Origin of the sequence: Caminicella sporogenes DSM 14501 (genome assembly GCF_900142285.1) — a bacterium.
Taxonomy (GTDB): Bacteria; Bacillota; Clostridia; order Peptostreptococcales; family Caminicellaceae; genus Caminicella; species Caminicella sporogenes.
In genome coordinates this window covers 133230-153349 of the sequence record NZ_FRAJ01000004.1, presented here as the reverse complement: position 1 = coordinate 153349, position 20120 = coordinate 133230, and the positions used below count along the sequence as shown (strand labels likewise).

At 27.1% G+C, this 20120-nt stretch carries 18 protein-coding genes; 12 read left to right on the top strand and 6 right to left on the bottom strand.

Going from position 1 to position 20120, the window contains the following annotated elements; translation table 11 throughout:
• Positions 1-2 precede the first annotated feature (2 nt).
• The 9 genes from BUA90_RS02850 to cuyB all read left to right on the top strand — a co-directional run bounded on the left by BUA90_RS02850 (position 3) and on the right by cuyB (position 11522).
• Complete coding sequence (locus BUA90_RS02850) at positions 3-2381, top strand: glycogen/starch/alpha-glucan phosphorylase (RefSeq protein WP_072965885.1); 2379 nt, start codon at positions 3-5, stop codon at positions 2379-2381.
• Positions 2382-2582: 201 nt separating this feature from the next.
• Positions 2583-3581: a substrate-binding domain-containing protein gene (locus BUA90_RS02845; protein WP_072965884.1), complete on the top strand. Its 999-nt coding sequence runs from the start codon at positions 2583-2585 to the stop codon at positions 3579-3581.
• A 19-nt stretch (positions 3582-3600) separates the two neighbouring features.
• Positions 3601-5106 carry a sensor histidine kinase gene (locus BUA90_RS02840; RefSeq protein ID WP_072965883.1) on the top strand — a complete coding sequence of 502 codons (1506 nt, stop codon included), beginning with the start codon at positions 3601-3603 and terminating at the stop codon, positions 5104-5106.
• Positions 5103-6707 (top strand): response regulator transcription factor, encoded by a 1605-nt coding sequence (locus BUA90_RS02835; protein ID WP_072965882.1) that lies wholly within the window; start codon positions 5103-5105, stop codon positions 6705-6707. The genes BUA90_RS02840 and BUA90_RS02835 overlap by 4 nt, the downstream gene beginning before the upstream one ends.
• On the top strand, positions 6707-7795 hold the full coding sequence (locus tag BUA90_RS02830) for a sugar ABC transporter substrate-binding protein (RefSeq protein WP_094756695.1): 1089 nt from the start codon (positions 6707-6709) through the stop codon (positions 7793-7795). Before BUA90_RS02835 ends, BUA90_RS02830 begins: the two co-directional genes overlap by 1 nt.
• A gap of 85 nt (positions 7796-7880) precedes the next feature.
• Positions 7881-8390 carry a dihydrofolate reductase gene (locus BUA90_RS02825; protein ID WP_072965880.1) on the top strand — a complete coding sequence of 170 codons (510 nt, stop codon included), beginning with the start codon at positions 7881-7883 and terminating at the stop codon, positions 8388-8390.
• Positions 8383-9876 (top strand): YjjI family glycine radical enzyme, encoded by a 1494-nt coding sequence (locus BUA90_RS02820; protein WP_072965879.1) that lies wholly within the window; start codon positions 8383-8385, stop codon positions 9874-9876. Before BUA90_RS02825 ends, BUA90_RS02820 begins: the two co-directional genes overlap by 8 nt.
• Positions 9869-10705, top strand: coding sequence for a YjjW family glycine radical enzyme activase (locus BUA90_RS02815; protein ID WP_072965878.1), 837 nt, complete (start codon positions 9869-9871; stop codon positions 10703-10705). The genes BUA90_RS02820 and BUA90_RS02815 overlap by 8 nt, the downstream gene beginning before the upstream one ends.
• A gap of 112 nt (positions 10706-10817) precedes the next feature.
• A complete protein-coding gene (gene cuyB / locus BUA90_RS02810; protein ID WP_072965877.1) occupies positions 10818-11522 on the top strand; it encodes a cysteate racemase in 705 nt (234 codons plus the stop codon).
• A gap of 38 nt (positions 11523-11560) precedes the next feature.
• Here the strand turns inward: cuyB and BUA90_RS02805 are convergent, their stop codons facing one another.
• The gene (locus BUA90_RS02805) at positions 11561-12958 is read right to left on the bottom strand and encodes an oxaloacetate decarboxylase subunit alpha (protein ID WP_072965876.1); all 1398 of its coding nucleotides are present in this window, start codon (positions 12956-12958) and stop codon (positions 11561-11563) included.
• Positions 12959-13133: 175 nt separating this feature from the next.
• Here BUA90_RS02805 and BUA90_RS02800 point away from each other — a divergent pair, with 175 nt between their 5' ends.
• Together BUA90_RS02800 and BUA90_RS02795 are read left to right on the top strand one after the other, a co-directional pair.
• A complete protein-coding gene (locus BUA90_RS02800) occupies positions 13134-13562 on the top strand; it encodes an Lrp/AsnC family transcriptional regulator (RefSeq protein ID WP_072965875.1) in 429 nt (142 codons plus the stop codon).
• Positions 13563-13591: 29 nt separating this feature from the next.
• Positions 13592-14848: a M16 family metallopeptidase gene (locus tag BUA90_RS02795; protein ID WP_072965914.1), complete on the top strand. Its 1257-nt coding sequence runs from the start codon at positions 13592-13594 to the stop codon at positions 14846-14848.
• Here BUA90_RS02795 and BUA90_RS02790 read toward each other — a convergent pair.
• The 5 genes from BUA90_RS02790 to BUA90_RS02770 all read right to left on the bottom strand — a co-directional run bounded on the left by BUA90_RS02790 (position 14845) and on the right by BUA90_RS02770 (position 19058).
• Positions 14845-15978: a DUF3810 domain-containing protein gene (locus tag BUA90_RS02790; RefSeq protein ID WP_072965874.1), complete on the bottom strand. Its 1134-nt coding sequence runs from the start codon at positions 15976-15978 to the stop codon at positions 14845-14847. The genes BUA90_RS02795 and BUA90_RS02790 overlap by 4 nt on opposite strands.
• A 126-nt stretch (positions 15979-16104) precedes the next feature.
• Complete coding sequence (locus BUA90_RS02785) at positions 16105-16524, bottom strand: hypothetical protein (RefSeq protein ID WP_072965873.1); 420 nt, start codon at positions 16522-16524, stop codon at positions 16105-16107.
• 77 nt (positions 16525-16601) lie between these two features.
• The gene (locus BUA90_RS02780) at positions 16602-17045 is read right to left on the bottom strand and encodes a cell wall hydrolase (RefSeq protein ID WP_072965872.1); all 444 of its coding nucleotides are present in this window, start codon (positions 17043-17045) and stop codon (positions 16602-16604) included.
• A gap of 132 nt (positions 17046-17177) precedes the next feature.
• Entirely contained in the window at positions 17178-18284 is a 1107-nt protein-coding gene (locus BUA90_RS02775) for a C40 family peptidase (RefSeq protein ID WP_072965871.1), read from the bottom strand.
• A gap of 171 nt (positions 18285-18455) precedes the next feature.
• Positions 18456-19058, bottom strand: a complete 603-nt coding sequence (locus BUA90_RS02770) for an MgtC/SapB family protein (protein ID WP_242945023.1) — start codon at positions 19056-19058, stop codon at positions 18456-18458.
• 313 nt (positions 19059-19371) lie between these two features.
• On the opposite strand from BUA90_RS02770, the gene BUA90_RS02765 reads away from it, so the two are divergent.
• On the top strand, positions 19372-19884 hold the full coding sequence (locus BUA90_RS02765) for a ferritin (RefSeq protein WP_072965869.1): 513 nt from the start codon (positions 19372-19374) through the stop codon (positions 19882-19884).
• The last annotated feature ends 236 nt before the right edge of the window (positions 19885-20120 follow it).

The following is a 20120-nucleotide window of genomic DNA, read 5'->3' as shown; positions in this document are numbered from 1 at the left end:
TAATGTTTAGTAAAGAGAGATTTATAGAAAGTATAAATAGAATAATCAAATCTGATTATGGAAAAACATTAGATGAAGCTACTGAATATGAAAAATATAATGTAATAAGCAAAGCGATAATGGAAATGATAATTGACAATTGGTCTAAAACTGAAGAAGAATATTCAAAAGTTAAAAGGGCATATTATTTATCTGCTGAATATTTGATGGGAAGAGCACTTGGAAATAATTTACTCAATTTAGGTTTTTATGATGAAGTTAAAGAAGTTCTTGGTCAGTTAAATATAGATTTAAATAAAATAGAAGAGGTTGAGGAAGATGCAGGTCTTGGAAATGGCGGATTAGGAAGATTAGCAGCTTGTTTTTTAGATTCTAGTGCAACTATGAATATTCCGCTTACAGGATATGGAATAAGATATAGATATGGAATTTTCAAACAAAAGTTTGAAAATGGATTTCAAGTTGAAGAAGCAGATAATTGGTTGAAGTATGGCGACCCTTGGTCTATAAGAAGAGATGAAGATAGTGTAATAGTTGAATTTGCAGATGGAAAGGTAAAGGCAGTTCCATATGATACTCCTATTTTAGGGTTTAAAACTAAAAATATAAATAAACTTAGATTATGGCAAGCTGAACCTATAAAGGAATTTGATTTTAAGCTTTTTAATGAGCAGGAATATGATGAAGCTGTTAAAGAAAAGAATAGAGCAGAAGATATTTCAAGGGTATTATATCCTAATGATTCAAAAAGAGAAGGTAAAATATTGAGATTAAAACAGCAGTATTTCTTTGTATCTGCATCTTTACAAGATTTAATTTCTAAATTTAAAAGAAAATTTGGAAATAAATTTGATTTGTTTCCAAAATACCATGCAATACAATTAAATGATACACATCCTGTAGTTGCTATTCCTGAACTTATGAGAATATTAGTTGATGAAGAAGGTATAGAATGGGAAAGAGCATGGGAAATTACAGTTAATACTTTTGCATATACAAATCATACAATATTATCGGAGGCATTAGAGAAGTGGGATGTAAGACTTTATAAAGAGATTTTACCGAGAATATTTGAAATCATTGAAGATATAGATATAAGATTTATTATTGAATTAAAAGAAAAGGGTTACAGTATATCTAAGTTAAAGAAGATGAGAATTATATCAGATAATATGATACATATGGCTTGGCTGGCTATTCATGGAACACATACAACTAATGGAGTTGCAGAGCTTCATACTAATATATTAAAGCATCAAGAATTAAAAGATTGGTATGAGCTTTATCCTGAAAGATTTCAAAATAAAACGAATGGAATTACTCCAAGAAGATGGATTGCATTATGTAATAAAGAATTAACGGAGCTAATTTCAGAATTACTTGGAACAAAGGATTGGATAAGAGATTTGTCAAGACTTAAAGAATTAGAAAAGTATAAAGATGATGAAAATATTTTAAATAGATTTATGCAGATAAAAGAAAATAAGAAGAAAGAATTAGCTGAGTATATTAGAAAAGTAGAAGATATACAGATAAATCCTAATTCTATATTTGATATACAAATAAAAAGACTACATGAATATAAAAGACAATTATTAAATGCTTTCCACATATTAGATTTATACTTTAGACTTAAAGAGAATCCAAATATGGATATAGTTCCAAGAACATTTATATTTGGAGCAAAAGCTGCACCGGGATATTATAGAGCTAAAGGTATAATAAAATATATCAATGAAATTGCAAAGCTCATAAATAATGACCCAGAAGTAAACGATAAAATTAAAGTTGTATTTGTACAAAACTATAGAGTTTCATATGCAGAGAAACTTTTCCCAGCAGCCGATGTATCTGAACAAATCTCTACAGCAGGTAAAGAAGCTTCTGGTACAGGAAATATGAAGTTTATGCTCAATGGAACACCAACTCTTGGAACTTATGATGGGGCAAATGTAGAAATAGTTGCTGAAGCAGGTAGTGAAAACAATTTTATATTTGGAGCTAGAGTAGAGGAAATTGAAAGAATAAAAGATACATATGACCCTAAAGAGTATTATGAGAAAGTTCCGGGATTAAAAAGAGTTGTAGATACACTTATAGACGGAACATTTGATGATGGTGGAACTGGTATGTTTGAGGAACTTTACAATTCTTTATTAAAGGGTGCTAGCTGGCATAAACCAGATAATTATTTTCTTTTAAGAGATTTTGACGATTATAGAAAAGCTCAACAAGAAATTGATAAAGCATATAGAGATAGATTGAGCTGGGCTAAAAAGTGTTGGATTAACATGGCAAATAGTGGTAAATTCAGCAGTGATAGAACTATATTAGATTATGCAAGGGAAATATGGGATGTAAAACCTGTAGTTATAAAATAAATTTTACTTCAAAAAGCTATGTCGAAAGATGACATAGCTTTTATTTTTTAAAATAGATTTTGTCATATTGCATAAAAAATAGAAGGATATTTAAAAAAAATATCGAATAATTGTACTACTATGATAATTTTTTTAATTTTGTATAATAGTATTTAAGAGTTTAAAGTTGAGAATTAAATTGTAAAAGGAGTCAGCATATAAATGGAAAAAACGAAATTTGTAGTTGATTTTCTAAAAAGGAATATAATATCAATTTTGATTGTATTGATAATTATCAATATTATTTTTTTATATTTTCTTAATAAAAGAGAAAACGTATTCTTTCAGTCGAAACCTAAATATCATTTTTATGTAATTGCTCAAAATTCCGTTGACCCATTTTGGAGAGAAGTTAGACAAGGTATAGACAAGGCCTCTAAAGATTTCAATGCAGTAGTAGAATTTAATGCACCTAGATTTAACAATCCACAAGAAGAACTGAAATTTCTTGATATAGCGGTAACTTCTAGAGTAGACGGAATAATAACACATGTTTCTAATACTTTAGATTTTACTTCTATTATAAATAAAGCTTACAACAGAGGTATTCCAATAGTTACTATTGAAAATGATGATAAAAAAAGCAATCGAAAGGCATTTGTTGGAACGAATAGTTTTCAATTAGGCAAAGAAGCTGCAAAATTGATGATAGAAGCTACAAATGCCAAAGCAAATATAGCTATAATTGTAAGCAGTGATGTAGAACTTGATGAAGTAAACCAAAATCTTAAAATAAATGGTTTTTTAAGTGGTATAAAAAGTTATCCAAAGATGAAGGTTCAAAAAATATATACTTACAAGATGGGAATTTTAAGTGCTGAAGAAATAGCACAGTCTATAATAAATGATGGTGAAAATATAGATGCAATATACACTACAAATTCAGTAGATACATTAGGTACTGCTAGGCAGATTGTTAATTTTAACAAAGTAGGAGATATAGTGATAGTAGGTTATGGAGATACAGAGAGTATTTTGAGATATATAAAAAAGGGAATAATATATGGAACTGTTATGAGCGATCCGTATAAGATGGGATATGAAAGTTTAAAGGCATTAATCGACATAAAAGAAAATAATAATGTATCAACTTTTATAGATACGGGAGTAAAAGTCATTACAAATAAAACACTTTATGAGATGGAAAAGAAATCTAAGTAGATGAATAGTTGGTGGAATAATGATAAAAAGATTTTTAAAATTTACTGGAATTAGAAAAAAACTTATAATTTATTATTTGATAATAACAATACTTTTTGGATTAGTTAGTGGTTTTTCATATTATAATGCAAAATTAGTTTTGATAAAACTTGAATCAATAATTACTGATTATGTATATTTAAATGATTTAAATAATGATGTAAATTCACTTATGCTGTCAGTTGAAAGGTATCTTACAACAAGGTCGTCTGATGCTCTTTTAAATTATTATACTTGTTATAATAAACTTCAAGAAAAGTCCATGTCAATTTCAAGAGAAGCTGTATATGATATAGATAAAATTATGCTTAAAGATATAGGATTTATGATAGATGAACTTTTAGATAAGACTGACAAAGCAGTTAATGCTAAAAGAGGAAGAATAAGTAATGAATATATTAGTTATTATAGAAGGTCAAATGAAATAAGTGAATATATTAAATTTTATATAAATGAACTTCTCAATAGCAAACTTCAAAAAGGTTCTGAAAAATATGTTTCTACAACTAGAAATATGAACTACATAAGTTATTTCAATTTATTTCTTATAATTTTGTCTACTTTAATAAGTATTTTTTTAGCACTTTTTTTTACTTATAAATTGACAAAACCCATAATAGAATTATCTAATTCTGCAGAGAGAATTTCAAAGGGAGATTATAATATTGAACCAGTTAAAATAAAGACAAATGATGAAATAGATATATTAATAAAAGCATTTAATAAGATGGTTGTAAACATAAAAAGACATATAGAAGAAATTAAAGGACAAGCAGAAATAGAGAAAAAACTTAAAGAACAGGAAATGCAAAATTTAAAAATGAAGAGTTTATTAAAAGATGCAGAATTAAAATCACTTCAATCTCAAATCAATCCTCATTTTTTATTTAATACTTTAAATGCGGCTTCGCAGCTTTCTATGATGGAAGGCGCTGATAGAGCTTCTGAATTTATACAAAGTGTGGCGGAACTTTTTAGATATAATTTGAGAAAACTTGAAAAGCCCGTAAGTTTGAGGGATGAAATTAACTATGTAAAAAATTATATGTATATTTTAAAAACTAGATTTGGAGATAAAATTAGTTTTTATACAAATATAGATGAAACTTTACTGGATATAAAAATTCCATGTATTATTATTCAACCAATCGTTGAAAATTCATATATACATGGGCTTGAAGATTTAGAGAGAAATGGAGAAATACATTTGAATGTAAAAAGAAAAGACAATAAGGTATTAATAGAAATTATAGATAATGGAATTGGAATTAAGAAAGAGGATATTGATAAAATTTTATATGATAAAAGCAGTAAATCTTCAAAGAAACATGTTACTGGAATAGGTATGCACAATGTAATAAATAGATTAAAACTTTTTTTTAATATTTCAGATGTTGAGGAAATTATAGAAATTGAAAGTAAAATAGGGATTGGAACAAAAGTTACATTAAAAATACCATATTGTGAGGATGTGATTTTAGTATGATAAGTTTATTAATAGCTGATGATGAATATATAGTTATCGAGTCAATAAAGTTTATTATAGATAAATATGTAGATGACGTTCAAATAGTTGGATGTGCGAGGTCAGGAAGAGAAGTTATAGAATTGGCTTTAGATTTAAAACCTGATGTCATTTTTATGGACATAAGAATGCCAGGAATAAATGGGATAGATGCTATTCGTAAAATAAAATCTACAAATAATGATACAAAATTTGTAATTATTACAGCATATGAATATTTTGAATATGCTAAGGAAGCAGTTAATTTGGGAGTTTTTGAATATTTATTAAAACCTATAAATAAAGAGAAAGTGATAAAAGTTCTTGACAAGTTAAATAAAAACATATCCTTAAAAAGAGAAGCTATTCAAAGAGAAATAATATTAAATGAAAAAATTAATAAAATACTGCCTGTTTTGGAAGGACAGTTTATATATTCTCATCTTTTTAATAGTGATTCAATAAGAGATTTACAATTTTATGAAGAGATATTTAGTATGAACCTCAAAAGAGGTTATGTAATTATGGCCATTATAGAAGATTTCACTAATTTGACAAAAGAAGAAAATATAAAGAAAAGTCTTCAAAAGCAGAAATTTTTTGACATTTTTAGTTTAGAATTAAAAAGTATAACAAAATGTTTAGTTGGCCCCCCTTTGTTGGATAGAATAGTTGCATATATTCCATGTAAAGAATCTGAAGATTCTTATGGGGCAAGAAATCTTTCAATTGAGATTGCAACGAAAATTGCTGAACGAATTAATAGAAATATAGATATAGATTATAAAGTAGGAGTTGGAAGAATTTATTCTATAGATAATTTTTCAAAATCATATAATGAAGCTTATATGGCTACATCTGTTTCAAATGGTGAAATTATAATTCACTTTGAAGATATAGCTTTAACAATTGATAAAGAAGATATATATCCTTTAAAAGAAGAAAAAAAACTTATTCAAAAAATTATGACTGGAGATGTAAATGGTGCTTTAGAAGTATTTGAAGAAATATTTTTGTGGATTTCTATGAATTATAAGGAAGATATAGATAGTTTGAAATCTAGTCTTTTAGAACTTTTAATAGGTTTACAGAGAGCGGTTCCATATGAAATAGTGAAAAAGAATTTTTCAGATCAGAAATTTTTAATTGATTTCTTGAAAATAAACGATATAGGAAATATAAAAATAAGCTATACAAATCATTTAAAAAAGATTATTGAAAATGTTAAAAAAACAAGGGAAAAAGAGTTAAGTGGCTTAATAGCTAAAGCTATAAAATATATAGAAGATAACTACAATAAAAATATCAGCTTAAATGATGTAGCAAAAGAAATAAATATGAGCTATCATTATTTTAGTAAGTTTTTTAAAGATTCTATTGGTAAAAATTTTGTTGATTATTTAACTGAACTGAGAATAGAAAAATCGAAGGAATTACTTAAAGATTTTGATATAAGTATTAAAGAAATATCTTATGAAATAGGGTATAGTGACCCAAATTATTTTAGTAAAATTTTTAAAAAGGTAACAGGTATGTCCCCTACAGATTATAGGATAAAATTGACATCACAAGAGGTGATATGATGGGGAAGATTAAAGAGGATTATAGGAGAACAATAGTATTTTTGCTTTTCTTTATAGTTGTAGTACTTATAGCTTTAAATGTTAAAAGTTTTGTTGAAAATGTTAAAAATAGTAATGATGATAAAAAAGATATAGCAGACAGTAATATAAAAATAGGTTTTTCACTTGGAACGTTAAAAGAAGAAAGATGGGTAAAAGATAGGGATATTTTAATGGCAAAGGTCAAAGAACTTGGGGCAGATATTTTGGTTCAAAATGCAAATAACAATGATAATGACCAAATTAAACAGGTTAAATATTTATTAAATCAAGGAATTGATGTTTTAATAATTGTTCCAAATGATTTAATAAAGGCATCATATGCAGTAGAGCTTGCAAAGAAAAAAGGAGTAAAAGTTATTTCATATGACAGATTAGTTCTCAATTCAGATATAGATATGTATATATCTTTTGACAATGTTAAAGTAGGAAAGCTAATGGCAGAATATGCGTTAAAAAAAGTTCCAAAAGGCAATTACGTCATAATAAATGGACCAGAAAGTGATAACAATACCAATATGATAAAAGAAGGATATGATAAAATTTTAAGTCCTAAAATAAAAAAAGGATATATTAAAGTTATTTGTGAAGAAAGGGTACCAAATTGGCTGAAAGAATGTGCATTTAAAATAACAGATGAACTTTTACAAAGAGGAAAAAAAATTGATGCAATAATTGCATGTAATGATGAATTGGCTGATGGTATAATAGAAGCTTTATCTGAACACAGACTTGCAGGAAAAATAACTGTTGTAGGGCAAGATGCTGACCTTGCTGCTTGTCAGAGAGTTGTGGAAGGAACACAACTTATGACAGTTTATAAACCCATAGAGAAACTTGCTGAAGCTACAGCTAAGATAGCAATAAGTCTTGCAAAGGGATATGAGTTAAAAATTCAAAATAATATTTATAATGGAAAATATTACATTCCATATTATGTAGTTGATCCAATTGCTGTAGACAAAGATAATATTGATGAAACTGTTATAAAAGATGGATTCCATATGAAAGATGACATATATAAAAATTTGTCATTAGAAAAAAATTAAAATGTAAAAACATTTTAAATTTGCAAAGTAGAACTTATACTAATTATGTTTTATAATAAAATAAAAAAGTGAAAGGAATTAATATATGAACATTTCAATCATAGCAGCTATGGATAAAAATGGTTTGATTGGAAAAAATGGAGTTTTACCGTGGTATTTGCCTAAAGACCTTGAATATTTTAAAAAAGTTACTACTGGTCATATAGTTATAATGGGAAGAAAAACTTATGAATCTTTAGGAAAACCTTTACAAAAGAGAAGAAACATCGTTTTGACAAATAATAAAAGTTTTAAGGCTGATGGTGTGGAAATTGTCTATTCTATTGAAGAAGCGTTGTCTAAAATATATAAAAAAGATGAAGAAGTTTTTATAATAGGTGGAAAAAAAGTGTATGAGCAGTTTATTTCCGTATCAAATAAGTTATATATAACTAAAATAGAGTATGAATTTAAAGGAGATACATATTTTCCATATATAGATTATAACGATTGGGAATTAGTATCTATTAAAAGAGGTATTTTAGATGAATTAAATCCTTATAAATATTACCATTATATTTATAAAAGAAGAAAGTGGAGTGATAATAATGGATAAAGTTTTGAATATAATTAAAGATAGGACATTAACATATGAACAAAAAGTTCTCAGTCTTGCTAGAGAAGCAGAGAATAGTCTAAATGTATTAAATATTAGCAAAGAAGTACAGCAGTATAGAAGTGAAGGGATAATTTGTGATTTATTTGAAGGTAATGCTCCTTATAGACCTAGATATATAATTCCAGATTATGATAAGTTCATGAGAGAAGGCAGCAGTTTTTTAGGATTAAAACCTCCTAAAAACATCTATGAAGCTGTAAATAATCTTTTAATATTATATAAGCATGTTCCATCTATAACTTCTTTTCCAGTATACATAGGAAATATAGATTATTTACTTGAGTCATTTATAAATGATGAAGAAGAAGCTTATCAAGCTATAAAATTATTTTTAATTCATATAGATAGAACAATAACTGATTCTTTTTGTCATGCAAATATTGGTCCAAATGAAACAAAGGCAGGAAGATTGATTTTAAAAGCAGAAAGGGAAATAGAGGCTTCAATTCCAAATATAACACTTAAATACAGCAGTAATACACCTGATGATTTTGCTTTAGACGCTATAAATACAGCTTTAGTAACTGCAAAGCCAAGTTTTGCTAATCATGAAATGTTTAAAAAAGAGTTTGGAGAAAATTATGGAATAGCTAGCTGTTATAATGGGCTTCCAATTGGTGGTGGAAGCTATACTCTTGTAAGACTTAATCTTGCTGGATTAGCCAAGAAAGCAAAAAATGAAGATGATTTTTTAAATAATTTACTGCCTGATGCAGTAAAGAAAATGGCAGAGTATATGGATGAGAGAATTAAATTTTTAGTAGAGGAAAGCGGATTTTTTGAAAGCAGTTTTTTAGTTAGAGAAGGTCTAATTCATAAAGAGAAATTTACTGCTATGTTTGGAATGTTTGGTTTAGCTGAATGTGTTAATCATTTTATAAATTCTGAAAATCAAAAAGATAGATTTGGTCATGGTAAAAAAGCAAATGATTTAGGATATACTATTATTTCAAAACTTGAAGAAGAAGTAAATAAACATCATAATCCACATTGTAAGTTTTCTAATGGTAAATATTTACTACATGCTCAAGTTGGGATAGATACAGATTACGGAATCAGTCCCGGTTGTAGAATACCTATTGGAGAAGAACCTGAAATTCATGAACACATAATTCAAGCTGCAAGATTTCATAAATTCTTCCCGTCTGGAATTGGCGATATTTTTACATTTGATAAAACTGTTAAAAATAATCCTGAGTATATTTTAGATATAATAAAAGGTGCATTTAAACATAATATGAGATATTTTTCATTTTATTCTTCAGATAGCGATGTTATAAGAATTACAGGATATTTAGTGAAAAAATCAGAAATGGAGAAATTAGATGCTGGAAAACAAGTACTTAGGGATACAGTTGCACTTGGACTTGGGTCTGTTAAAAATTCAAGGATATTAGAGAGAAAGGTAAGAAGAAATGGTTAAGGGAATCGTCAATAAAATAATACCATTTAGCAGTGTTGATGGACCGGGGAATAGAACAGCTATTTTTCTACAAGGTTGTAACTTTAACTGTCTTTATTGTCATAATCCTGAAACTATAAATATTTGCAGTAATTGTGGAATATGCGTTCAAGCATGTCCATATGGAGCTTTAGAAAAAGCAGATGGTAAAGTTATATGGGATTATAAATCTTGTCAAAATTGTGATATTTGTATAAGAGCATGTCCTAACGATAGCTCTCCTAAAATTAGAGAAATGAGTGTTGAAGATGTACTAAAAGAAATAAACAAAGTAAAAGAATTTATTTCGGGAATAACTGTTTCTGGTGGAGAATGTACATTGCAATATGATTTTGTAACAGCTCTATTCAATCAAGCAAGAAAACTTGGATTAAGTACATTCTTAGATACAAATGGGTTTATATCTTTAAAAGATAAATATGAGCTTATTAATTCAATGGATATGGCAATGGTAGATATTAAATCTTATAATGCTAAAGAACATATTATGTTGACTGGTAAAGATAATAAGACAGTTTTAGACAATGTAAAATATTTAGGAGAAATTGGAAAATTATACGAAGTGAGAACAGTTATAGTACCTGAAATTTTAGATAATTATTTTAATGTAGATAATATTAGTAAATTTATAGCTTCAATTAATCCGTATATAAGATATAAAATAATAAAGTACAGACCTGTTGGTGTGAGAATGGATTTGATTAAAAGTTATGTTCCATCAGATGATATTATGAATGAATTATCGGATATTGCTTATAAAAATGGATGTAAGAATGTAATAGTTGTATAAATTAAACTAAAAACATATTTACAAAAATGTAAAATTAAAATAAAATACTCACTAAAATATGTTATAATTATTACAAAAATTTAAAACATATAACATATTGAGGTGGGGGAGTATGAAGACAATAGGAATATTAGGAGGGATGGGACCCTTAGCAACTGCTGATTTATTAAAAAAAATAATCACTTTGACAGATGCAAATGGAGATAACGAACATATTCCAGTAATTGTCGATAATAATACGCAGATACCAGATAGAACGGAATATATTATAAATAGTGGGAAAGACCCTACTGATTATTTAATTAGGTCAGCTCTTCGTTTAGAGATGATGGGAGCAGATGTAATAGTTATGCCATGTAATACAGCACATTACTTTTATGATGAGATTGTTAAATATATAAAAATACCGTTTATAAATATGATAGAAGAAACTGCAAAGGAAACAAAAAAATTATATCCTAAAGTTAAGAAAGTTGCATTATTGGCAACAGAGGGGACAAATAAGTCTAAAATATATGATAAAGTTTTTTCTAGATATGATTTAGAAATAATCAAGCCTGATGATTGCGAACAAAAATATGTTACAGAATTGATTTATAGTATAAAAGCGGGAAAATATAATATAGAACTTAAAAACTTTAAAAATGTTTTATACAAATTTAAAAATAATAATATCGATGTATTTATACTTGGATGCACAGAACTTCCTGTTGCTTTTGAAATGTTTAGAATAGATGAAATATGTATAGATCCAACAAAAATATTGGCATGTAGTGCAATAAAATATGTGGGGAAAAAAGTAAAAGAAAAAATTTAAGTTTATAAATAAAATATGTGGACTAAGTCCACATATTTTTATGCAGGATGAGTTTTAAGTTCTAAATTTACTAAAGTACCTTCTATTTTATATTTTTTGGCTTGACGTTGTTCAAAGAATTTTAAAGCTACTTGTGGAAACAATGCATAAGTTAGTACATCTTCTTCTTGTTCTATATATTCTTTTATTTCATTCCTAATATTTTTAAGCTGTGGTTTTATTAAATCTGCAGGCCTACAAGTGATAACTTCTTCATTGCCAATTATCTTTTTAATAATTTCTTCTTTTATAGGTACGGTTGGTCTTCCATACATACCCTTAACATAAGCTTTTATTTCTTTAGGTACCATTTTATATCTTTCACCAGTAATTACATTAAATACTGCTTGAGTTCCTACCATTTGACTTGTAGGTGTAACTAATGGTGGATATCCTAAATCTTCTCTTACTCTAGGTATTTCTTTTAATACTTCTTCAAATTTATCAAGAGCATTTTGCATAGTAAGCTGACTTACTAAATTAGATAACATTCCGCCCGGAACTTGATATATTAATGTATTTATATCTACGCCCAATACTTTAGGATTTAGTATACCTTCTTTCATATATTTTTCTCTTATAGGTCTGAAATACTCTGCTATTTCATTTAATTTATCCATATCAAGTCCTGTATCATACTTAGTTTCTTTTAATGTAGCTACCATAGGTTCTGTAGGTGGTTGAGATGTTCCTAGAGCAAATGGGGAGATAGCAGTATCTATTATATCTACACCAGCTTCTATCGCTTTAAGATAAGTCATACTTGCAAGACCACTAGTGGCATGAGAATGTAATTCAATAGGTATATCTACTTCTTTTTTAATTGCACTTATAAGGTCATATGCAGTATAAGGAGTTAAAAGCCCTGACATATCTTTTATACATATACTGTCTGCTCCCATATTTTCCATATCTTTAGCCAATTTTACATACGTATTTATTGTATGAACTGGACTTATTGTATATGAAATTGCTGCTTGAGCATGACCACCTTCTTTTTTAGTAGTTTCAATAGCGACTTTTAAATTTCTTACATCATTGAGAGCATCAAAAATTCTAATTATATCTATACCATTAGCTATAGATTTTTTTACAAATTCTATCACTACATCATCAGCATAATGTTTGTAGCCTAGTATATTTTGTCCTCTTAATAGCATTTGAAGTTTAGTTTTTTTAACATGTTTTCTTATTACTCTAAGTCTTTCCCAAGGGTCTTCATTTAAAAATCTCAGACAAGAATCAAATGTAGCTCCACCCCAGCATTCTAATGCATTATATCCTACTTCATCAAGTTTTTCTAAAATAGGTACTATTTCATCAATTTTAAGTCTTGTAGCAATTAAAGATTGGTGTGCATCTCTTAAAATAGTTTCAGTAATTCCTATTTGAGACATAAATGACCTCCTAATAAATTTATAAAAAAATGTCAATATAAAAATATATCTTTATCAATATTCTAACAATTAGTATCTATTATGTACAGTTGACAAATAAAGTGATATACTTAAATTGATTTATTAATTAAATTTATTTTTTGAAAATCTTTATTTTCTTAATGGAGGGAATTTAATGGATTCTACGGATTTAAAAATTCTTGAAATATTACAAGAAGATGGTAGAATTTCAATGAAAGATTTAGGAAAGATGGTTGGATTGACGTCACCAGCTGTGTCAGAGAGAGTTAAAAGGTTAGAAGAAAGTGGAGTAATCATAGGGTATAAAGCCATAGTTAATCCCAAAAAACTTAATAAAAATATAAGTGCATTTATAGATGTAGCAATAAGAGCAGAAAAGTATAAGAAATTTTTAGAATTTGTACCTACAGTAGATTCTATAGTAGAATGCCATCATATAACTGGTGGAGATTGTATGACATTAAAAGTAATTATAGAAAATATGGATGAATTAGAAAAATTAATTGATGATATAAAGAGATTTGGAGATACAAAGACATCTATCATTCTTTCTAGTCCTATTGAATGTAAAAAAATATTGTAATAAATTAGAAAGGGTAGAAAATGACACATATGAATACACGAGTATTTGATTATAAGGAACATAGACTTAAAAACGGTATAAATTTGGTGTCTATAAAAAGAGATACAAGACTATTTTGTATAAATATTGGTATAAATATAGGGGCTATTAATGAAAAAATTAGCGAAAAGGGAATTTGTCATTTTATAGAACATATGTTGTTTAAAGGTACAAAAAAAAGAGATAATAATCAGATTAATTATGATTTAGAAAAATGTGGCGGTAACTATGATGCTTATACAAATTATACAAGTACTGTTTTTTCTGTGACGGCTCTAGCTGAAGAATTAGAATCATCAGTAGAAGTTTTATCTGATATTTTAATAAATTCAACTTTTCCGAAGAATGAATTGGAAAAAGAAAGAGGAGTTATATTATCTGAAATCAAATCGTGTATTGATGATATAGAAGATTACAGTTTTAGTAAGGTTCATAGTTTAGCCTTTGAAAAAAGTCCTTTAAAATACGATGTTATTGGAAGTGAAAAAAATATAAAAATGTTTACTAGAAAGCAATTATTAAAGTTTTATAAAGAAAATTATATTCCAAGTAGGTGTATAATTGCTGTTGTATCTCCTTATGAACATGATAAAATTAAAGAAATTATAGAAAGATATTTTGGAGATTGGAATAATAAAACAGTAGGAAAAAAGAAAGAAGTTATCATTACAGAAAGAAACAAGTCTATAGAAAAAATTTCATACAAAAACAATATAGAGCAAAATACACTTATTTACTTATATACTTTTTATGGACTTACAAGGGAAGAAGAAATTGCACTTGATATTTTAAATCATAAATTAGGTGTAAGTGCAAATTCAATTTTATTTAGGGCTCTTAGAGAGGAGAGGGGATTAGCTTATGATATATACTCAGAAATGGATGCTACAGAATTTATTAAAACCTTATATATATACACTGCTGTAGAAGAAAGTAATGTTTGGGAAGCAAAAAAAATTATAGAAGAATCGATTGAAAAGATAAAAAACAGAAAAATCATTCTTGAAGAAAAAGATATAAATCTTATGAAAAAGATTATAAAAACTTCTATTGCTGCGATATTAGAAGATTCATCAGGACTTTGCAATTATGCATTAAATCAAAAATTAATGAATAAAAGGATTGATGGATTTATAGAAGACTTGAAAAAGCTAGATTATATTAGTGTAGAAGATATTTATAAAGTAGCTCAAAAAGTACTTATTGAACCTACAGTTCATATTTTAATGAATAAAAAAGCTGATTAAAAATGTTGTTTTGATTGATTAAAATTTAAATTGTTTTTTAGTTTATATTCAGCAATTAATAGGTCAACCATTTTACCGTAGCTATAAACACCTTCTTTTTGATGATTTAATTTAAGGTAAGTATCGTTTATTTTATTTGATATTTTTTCAATAGGTCCTTCATGGGAAATCCAAAAATTTCTTATTGCACATAAATCCCGCTTCATACCATCACAATATAATTTTTCTAATTCAAAATATTTTTTTTTATCATGCATATAAAGAGCATTCATAGAATGAATAATTGCTAAAAGAATACCAGAATATTGGAAATCAATATCTGGATGTTTAATGCATACTAAATATGCAATGTAATTTGCTTCATCTTCTCTTGCAAATCCTCGTTGATGTGCCATTTCATGACAGACTGTACTAGGCAGCATGGAATGTGGCTGAAGAATATTTATATTAGTTTCTGAAGTAAATGGAAAATATATTCCAGATATACCAGCATAAGATAAAAAATTTGAAAACAATATCTTTTTCGGTTTTCCATATTTTCCGTTAAATATTTTTATAGTTTGACCTATGTTTTGATATCCTAAGTCAGCTCTTTTAAAAACACTTTTATAGCCACCAGAAATAGTCATTATTCCAACAGAGTCTTCTTTAATATAATTTCTAAGTTGATTTCCATGTTGAATTAAATTTTTACATAGATTTTCAAGTTCATCAATAGAAGCAGGAGATGTATTTAAATTAACTATTTGAGAAAATGGCAATCTGTAATAATTTAGTCCCCATAAGAAAATAAAAAAGAAGTAAATTATTACGGTAAATGCAAGAAAGTTTTTTAAAATAAGTAATATGGCAGTTTGAAATTTTATTGATTTTTTTATAATTTTAGTTATTGTGTTAATTAGATAAATTAAAGTATATAAAAAAATAGATATTACTAAAAATTCAGCTAATGAAAAAGGTATAAAGCTAGTAATTATGCTTAGTACTTGTCCAATAAATTTGTAAATAAAATTAGAATATAAAATTTCTACTAAACTTGGAAATATTGAAGAAATATAAGTTGTAAATAATGTGATAGAAAAAATAAAAATTAGTTTTAAATAGCTTAATCTATTTAGAAAAAGTATCATAGAAACACTCCATTTTTGTTTTATATAATTATTTTATACTGACAATATTAAATTTATTTTAATAATTTTATTGGGGAAATAGGCAGTAAGTTATATTTTAATTATGGCTATTTCCCCAATATTTGATTAGTCCATACAAATAGCAGCTTTAGCTTGGTCTCTAAAAATTGTTACAAATTTAATAGAATATATATCGCACATAAGTTCATTTCCCGTTCCAGCTTCACGTAAAACTACATAGCTAATACCAACTTCTTCTAAAATACCTTCTTTATCAACATACATGTTACTTCCAATTAAAAAATCGATTTTTACATATTTACCAATTTTAGTTTTCAAATATCCTTGTGTATAGTTTATATCTTTTTGTATAGGAGGAGCTGGTTCAAATTCAAAATCAGCTGAACCTGTACTGCGAGGTAAAGTCATTGGAGTAGGCATTGGTGCTGGGGTTGGAGGAACAGGTATCATTTTTCTTGGAAAAAACATAGGTGTTTTAGGACACATTGGCATTTCATCATAATCGTTTGGAGTTTTTCTAATCATAAAAAAGACCTCCTTTTAATTTAGTAAAGACAATGCAGTTTTAAATATTTATTAATTTTTATATTTGAACGTATAAATTAAGTTTTGGCATAGAGTGCAGTAGGATTATAGAAACAGTGATTACCGACTTTAACTTGGAATCTGCCTGTTCCATTATAAGGAAATGTATATGGACAAGATGGTTTGTATGGATTAAAATACCATAGTGCATTACCAGTTGAATAAAGTTTATTACCTGCTAATGCCCAATCGGCAATTTGATAATGTATTTCTTCAGGAGGACTTGCCCATATTGTTTGAGGATTAGGTCTGCCGCCTAGCACTGAAGTAGCACAATCAAATTGTCCTTTTTGGAATATAACTTTTCTTAAATCTCCTTGACAAACTCTATGGTATTCTCCATTTGGAACATGTACTCTATTCATAACTACTGAAGCTACTGCTTTCATGCCATTTTCACCTTCACCGCCTGCTTCGCATTTAATTAATCTTGCAAGTAGTTCTCTGTAACTATATGCCATTATAATCCATCTCCTTAATCAAACTTACATTATCATTTTATTCAGAAAATTTTTAAAGGTGCTTAATATTTGAGTTTTTAGCAAAAAAAAGTGAACTGCTATAAAATAATCATTTTATAGCAGTTCACTTTTTTAATAAACACGTCTTGCAGTTACAAATTTTTTCTTATAAAAACCTTCATTTAAATCAGAAATTACAACTTTTTTTGCTCTTTTTCCTGAAGAAGCATGTATGAATTTACCACTGCCTATATATATGCCCACATGTGTAATTATGCCATTATTTCTACCAGAAGTATCGAAAAATACAAGGTCTCCGGGTTGAAGATTAGCTTTAGAAACTTTTACTCCTATTTTGGCTTGTTCTTTTGAAGTTCTAGGTATTTTAATATTAAAGTGTTTAAATATGTATGAAGTAAATCCTGAGCAATCGAAACTTGAAGGTCCGCTAGAACCATATATGTAAGGTTTGCCGAGATTTGATTTTGCAAATGCAATTATTTTGCTAGTTATTCTATTACTAGACCTAGAAATTGCAGTATTATTACTGTTATTATTTAATAAAACTTTGATGTAATTTTTATAAATCCAACCTTCTTTATTGCCAGATATTGTTACTTTATACCAGTTTTGTTTATATCCAGTAATTTTTAATGTAGTACCTTTATTTAATTTTGTAATAATAGAACCGCTAGTTGAAGGAATTGTTCTTAAGTTTACATTATTTCCAACAACTTGTCCTAAAGAATAGTTTGGTATAATTTTAATATATTTAGAATTTGCCCAGCCATTAGTAGTTTTATTGATGACGATTTTATACCAATTATTTTTAATATCTACAATAGTTACTTCAGTATCTTTTTTTAATTTGGAAAGAATTTTTGAATTGATATTAGGTTCTTTTCTAATATTTAAAATGTTTGCTGTTATTATACCTTTTTTTATTGGGTCTAAATTTTGATGTAAGGACAGGACTAAATCGTTATATACCCAGCCTGATTTGCCAGTTTCAGTTTTTATATGATACCATTCGTCTTTGCTGTCAACAATTTGAATATTTTCTCCAATTGATAAGCTGTCGACAACGTTTGCATTTGTAGTACAATTTTCTCTCAAGTTGACATTGTCAGCTATAACTATTCCTGATGTAAGTTCTTCACCATATGCAGAAAGGGATAGGATAATACATGAGAAAAAAATTGAAAAAATTAGTATTCTAAATTTATCAAATATGTTCATTTTAACACCGTCCTATGTATATTCATTTCAATATCAATTTTATCATAAAATAATAGTAATGTTTATTATTTTAAGTAAAAAATTTTAATTTTTATTACATTTTTATGAAAGCTATTATTAACTTGTTAGTTTTATAATTTACAAAAAAAGAAAAAATATGATATTTTAATATTAATCGTTTAAACATTCTACTGATGTTATGTCATCTAATTCGGAAAGATTTTCTAAAATTTTAGAAGCAATAGTACCTCTAGGGACTTTAACTGTTACAATGATTGCTATTTTAGTGTCATCAATATTTTTCATGTTGATATTTGTTATGGAGATATTCATTTTACCAAGTTTTGTACCTATTTTTCCAATTTGACCGGGTTTATTTAAAGTAATAATTTTTAACGATAATTCATTATGTTTTCTACTAATATATTTTTCAAATTTCGAGAAAAATAAAAGAATTATAAAAACTAGAAAAGTAGATAAAATTGCTGTAAGGTAAAAACCACTTCCAATAGCTAATCCTATACAAGCAACTGCCCAAAGACTAGCCGCTGTAGTCAATCCTTTTATACTTAAGCCTTCTTTGAGAATAGTTCCAGCACCTAAAAAACCTATTCCGCTTATGACTTGAGCTCCAAGTCTTGCAGGGTCAAGATTAGTATAATGATGATAATTGTTTAATAAAAAAATACCATTAAGCATTACTATAGTAGAACCAAGGCAGACTAAAATGTGTGTTCTAAAGCCAGCTGGTCTATTAATACTCTCCCTTTCCATTCCGACTAATCCTCCGAGTATACATGCAAGAATTATTCTTATTATGATATCAGTATTTTTTATCATGAATTAAATTAACCTCTCTTTCAATATAGTGATTAATTATTTTTTTATTTTATAATATTATAATTTTATTCAGTTGGAAATTGAATTTGCTGTATTTGAAAAATTTATAATTAATTGTTTAAAAATTTTTTTATGGGTATATATATAAATGTTATAAGACAAAATATAAATCTGTATTGTCGATTTATAAATAATATTATAACAAAAAATATAAATATATTTACTAATAATATAGGGAGGTATTTTAATGGTATCTGAAAAATTAATAAATCAATTGAATGAACAAATGAATTTTGAATTTTTATCTGCAAATTATTATTTAGCAATGGCGGCTTATTGTGCATCTATTGACTTAAATGGATTTGAAAATTTCTTTTTAGTTCAAGCTGAAGAAGAAAGGTTTCATGCAATGAAATTTTACAATTATATCAATGAAGTAGATGGAAGAGTAGTTATATCTGCTTATGATGAACCTAAAAATGAATTTAAATCTTTGGAAGACCTTTTGGAAAGTGCTTTAGAACATGAAAAAGTAGTGACTGATAGAGTGTATAAGCTGATGGATATAGCTCAAGAGGAAAAAGAATATGGAACTATAAATTTCTTAAAATGGTTTGTTGATGAGCAAATTGAAGAAATGAATATGTTTAAAAAATTAATTAAACAGGTAAAAATGATAGGAACAAATGGAAATGGATTATTGATGTTGGATAGGGAGTTGGCACAAAGGACTTTTACGCCTCCAACAGATTCAAATTAGTAAAATAAATATCCGGCTGGAAAAGCCGGATATTTATTTTAGTTAAGAATTAAGAATTAAAAATTGAGAGTTAAAAATTAGGGGTTAGAAAGGTTTTAAAGAAATGATATTAAGCTGAGAGCTGACAGCCGAAAGCCGATAACTGAGAACTAAAGAGGATTGCCCCTAAAACTTGCAACTTAAATCAATTAATGTTTAATAGAAAAAGTATAAATAATACATTATATGTCAATAAT

Bases quoted from the DNA above. Each gene is read 5' to 3' on its own strand.
- BUA90_RS02845 (WP_072965884.1), top strand. From the start codon at position 2,583: ATGGAAAAAACGAAATTTGTAGTTGATTTTCTAAAAAGGAATATAATA.
- BUA90_RS02795 (WP_072965914.1), top strand. From the start codon at position 13,592: ATGAATACACGAGTATTTGATTATAAGGAACATAGACTTAAAAACGGT.
- BUA90_RS02790 (WP_072965874.1), bottom strand. From the start codon at position 15,978: ATGATACTTTTTCTAAATAGATTAAGCTATTTAAAACTAATTTTTATT.
- BUA90_RS02775 (WP_072965871.1), bottom strand. From the start codon at position 18,284: ATGAACATATTTGATAAATTTAGAATACTAATTTTTTCAATTTTTTTC.
- BUA90_RS02820 (WP_072965879.1), top strand. From the start codon at position 8,383: ATGGATAAAGTTTTGAATATAATTAAAGATAGGACATTAACATATGAA.
- BUA90_RS02835 (WP_072965882.1), top strand. From the start codon at position 5,103: ATGATAAGTTTATTAATAGCTGATGATGAATATATAGTTATCGAGTCA.
- BUA90_RS02765 (WP_072965869.1), top strand. From the start codon at position 19,372: ATGGTATCTGAAAAATTAATAAATCAATTGAATGAACAAATGAATTTT.
- BUA90_RS02825 (WP_072965880.1), top strand. From the start codon at position 7,881: ATGAACATTTCAATCATAGCAGCTATGGATAAAAATGGTTTGATTGGA.
- BUA90_RS02830 (WP_094756695.1), top strand. From the start codon at position 6,707: ATGGGGAAGATTAAAGAGGATTATAGGAGAACAATAGTATTTTTGCTT.
- cuyB (WP_072965877.1), top strand. From the start codon at position 10,818: ATGAAGACAATAGGAATATTAGGAGGGATGGGACCCTTAGCAACTGCT.
- BUA90_RS02850 (WP_072965885.1), top strand. From the start codon at position 3: ATGTTTAGTAAAGAGAGATTTATAGAAAGTATAAATAGAATAATCAAA.
- BUA90_RS02815 (WP_072965878.1), top strand. From the start codon at position 9,869: ATGGTTAAGGGAATCGTCAATAAAATAATACCATTTAGCAGTGTTGAT.
- BUA90_RS02780 (WP_072965872.1), bottom strand. From the start codon at position 17,045: ATGGCATATAGTTACAGAGAACTACTTGCAAGATTAATTAAATGCGAA.
- BUA90_RS02800 (WP_072965875.1), top strand. From the start codon at position 13,134: ATGGATTCTACGGATTTAAAAATTCTTGAAATATTACAAGAAGATGGT.
- BUA90_RS02785 (WP_072965873.1), bottom strand. From the start codon at position 16,524: ATGATTAGAAAAACTCCAAACGATTATGATGAAATGCCAATGTGTCCT.
- BUA90_RS02805 (WP_072965876.1), bottom strand. From the start codon at position 12,958: ATGTCTCAAATAGGAATTACTGAAACTATTTTAAGAGATGCACACCAA.
- BUA90_RS02840 (WP_072965883.1), top strand. From the start codon at position 3,601: ATGATAAAAAGATTTTTAAAATTTACTGGAATTAGAAAAAAACTTATA.
- BUA90_RS02770 (WP_242945023.1), bottom strand. From the start codon at position 19,058: ATGGAAAGGGAGAGTATTAATAGACCAGCTGGCTTTAGAACACACATT.